Genomic DNA, 2219 nt, shown 5'->3' on the forward strand with positions numbered 1-2219 from the left:
GGCCATGAGACACTGGCGCAGCGGCTGGAGCAGAAACATGTGCCGGGCGAAGTGAAGGATGAAGAGACCGCCGCCGAGCAGCGCCAGTTCATCCTCACCTATGTGCAACCAGGGCTGGCCGGGCTGATGGACGGATCGGTGTCCACACTGGCGCCGATCTTTGCTGCCGCCTTTGCCACGCATGACACCTGGCAGACGCTGCTGGTCGGGCTTGCCGCCTCGATCGGCGCCGGCATTTCGATGGGCTTCACCGAAGTCGCTTCAGACGACGGCAAGCTGTCGGGCCGCGGCTCGCCGCTCAAGCGCGGTCTGACCGTCGGCATCATGACGACGCTAGGCGGTCTCGGGCATGCACTCCCCTATCTCATTCCGCATTTCTGGACGGCGACCGGGGTTGCCGCGGTGGTGGTGTTCTTCGAATTGTGGGCGATCGCTTTTGTCCAGAACCGCTACATGCAGACGCCCTTCCTGCGCGCCGCCTTCCAGGTGGTGCTGGGCGGCGCCCTGGTGTTCGCGGCCGGCGTGCTGATCGGGAATGCGTGAGTAGCCTCACTCACCCATTCACCGCCCGACTGTCGGCCGGCGCCTCGTCCCTTTCCGTCAGCCCATAGTCCCTCACGACATGGGCGATGCGCAATCGGTAGCCGGCAAAGATGCCGCCGCGACCGGCCTTCTGCGCCTGCCGGTGTTCCTCGGTGTTGCGCCAGTCCTTCACGGCTTCCTCATCTCGCCAGAACGACAGCGACAGGATGCGGTTCGGATCGGCCAGGCTCTGAAAACGCTCGATGGAGAGAAAGCCGTCAATGCCGTCGAGCAGCGGACGCAGGTCCGCGGCGATGCTCAGATAGGCATCGCGCCGGCCCTCCGCCGGTTCGACCTCGAAGATGACGGCAATCACGGCAGCACCAGTTTCGCGTGCGGGCCTGAGGCCAGTTTCAGGAACATGCGATCCTCCTTCAGGATGAATCTCTCGCGTTTGGCGAACTCGTAGTTTGCCTTGCCGGCGGGATCGGCGGCAAGCCGGGCGCGATAGGCTTCGTAGGCGGCCAGGCTTTCGATGTTATAGGCCGCATAGGCGGTCGTCGCCGAGCCCTCATGCGGCGCGTAATAGCCGATCAGATCGGCGCCGCAGCGCGGAATGGCCTGACCCCAGTTGCGCGCATACTCCTCGAAGGCCGCCTTGCCGAACGGGTCGATCTCGTAGCGGATGAAGCAGGTGATGGTCATTGTGGTCTCCTCGGGGCTGCGTCAATAGTTTGAACGACATCGAAACGTCGTGCCGACTGGTCTGCTAGGGCTGCCAGAAGGACTTCGCGCATTCGCGGCGCACGTCTTGCCGCGTCAGGCCAAGGTCGCGCAGCTGATGGTCGTCGATCTCGGCAAGGTCGAGACGCTGCAGATGGCGGTCATACCAGCGGGCCAGCAGCCGCGAACGCAACCAGCTGACGAACGGGAAGAACCGACGGCTGTGGAGCGGGGCTGAGGGGAAAGCGGTTCGTGCGGCCATCGTCGTCTCCTTGATCTCACCGGAGAATAGTGATTATCTGACAAGAACGCTTCGATGAGGAACGAACTATGCGCGAAGGACCCGACATCGCCCGCATCGCCAGCCTGGTCGGCGACCCGGCACGGGCAAACATGCTAAATGCCCTGATGGGCGGCACGGCGCTGACGGCAAGCGAGCTGGCGCTCGAGGCCGGCGTCTCGCTGCCGACCGCCAGCTCGCACCTGGGCAAACTGATGGAAGGTGGGCTGCTCACGGTGGCGAGCCAGGGCCGGCATCGCTATTACGGCCTCGCCGGACCGCAGGTGGCGGGCATGATCGAAGCCATCACAGGCGTCGCGGAAGCCGTCGGTCCAAAGCGTGTGCGGCCGGGTCCGCGCGATGCAGCGATGCGCGTGGCGCGCGTCTGCTACGATCACCTCGCCGGCGAGCAGGCAGTGGCGATGCTCGACCGGCTCGTCGCCAAGAACGTACTGGTCCGCGACGAACAAGAGATCAGGCTCGGGCCATCGGCGGCTTCGCATTTCGCCGCGATCGGCATCGACGTCTACACCAAGCCGCGCCGGCCGGTATGCCGCGCCTGCCTCGACTGGAGCGTGCGCCGTTCGCACCTCGCCGGCACGCTGGGCGCCGCCATCCTCGACAAGATCCTTGCCGAGAAATGGGCGCGCCGCGAGAAGGACAGCCGCGCGGTGATTTTCTCGCTGCCGGGCAA

Annotated in this window: 5 protein-coding genes; 2 read left to right on the forward strand and 3 right to left on the reverse strand. The window is 65.3% G+C overall.

What is annotated here, in order from left to right:
- On the forward strand, window positions 1-543 hold a 543-nt coding region (locus tag ENZ75_RS29535; protein ID WP_348630639.1), incomplete at its 5' end, for a VIT1/CCC1 transporter family protein.
- A 10-nt stretch (window positions 544-553) separates the two neighbouring features.
- Here ENZ75_RS29535 and ENZ75_RS29540 read toward each other — a convergent pair.
- The 3 genes from ENZ75_RS29540 to ENZ75_RS29550 form a co-directional block, all read right to left on the reverse strand.
- Entirely contained in the window at window positions 554-898 is a 345-nt protein-coding gene (locus ENZ75_RS29540; RefSeq protein WP_013528651.1) for an antibiotic biosynthesis monooxygenase, read from the reverse strand.
- On the reverse strand, window positions 895-1227 hold the full coding sequence (locus tag ENZ75_RS29545; protein ID WP_013528650.1) for an NIPSNAP family protein: 333 nt from the start codon (window positions 1225-1227) through the stop codon (window positions 895-897). Before ENZ75_RS29545 ends, ENZ75_RS29540 begins: the two co-directional genes overlap by 4 nt.
- 64 nt (window positions 1228-1291) lie before the next feature.
- Window positions 1292-1507 (reverse strand): DUF1127 domain-containing protein, encoded by a 216-nt coding sequence (locus tag ENZ75_RS29550; protein ID WP_063169647.1) that lies wholly within the window; start codon window positions 1505-1507, stop codon window positions 1292-1294.
- A gap of 68 nt (window positions 1508-1575) precedes the next feature.
- Here ENZ75_RS29550 and ENZ75_RS29555 point away from each other — a divergent pair.
- A partial coding sequence (locus tag ENZ75_RS29555; RefSeq protein ID WP_164888107.1) for a winged helix-turn-helix domain-containing protein occupies window positions 1576-2219 on the forward strand: 644 nt, incomplete at its 3' end.

It is taken from the genome of Mesorhizobium sp. M7A.F.Ca.CA.002.04.1.1, assembly GCF_004022805.1.
GTDB classification, from domain to species: Bacteria; Pseudomonadota; Alphaproteobacteria; order Rhizobiales; family Rhizobiaceae; genus Mesorhizobium; species Mesorhizobium ciceri.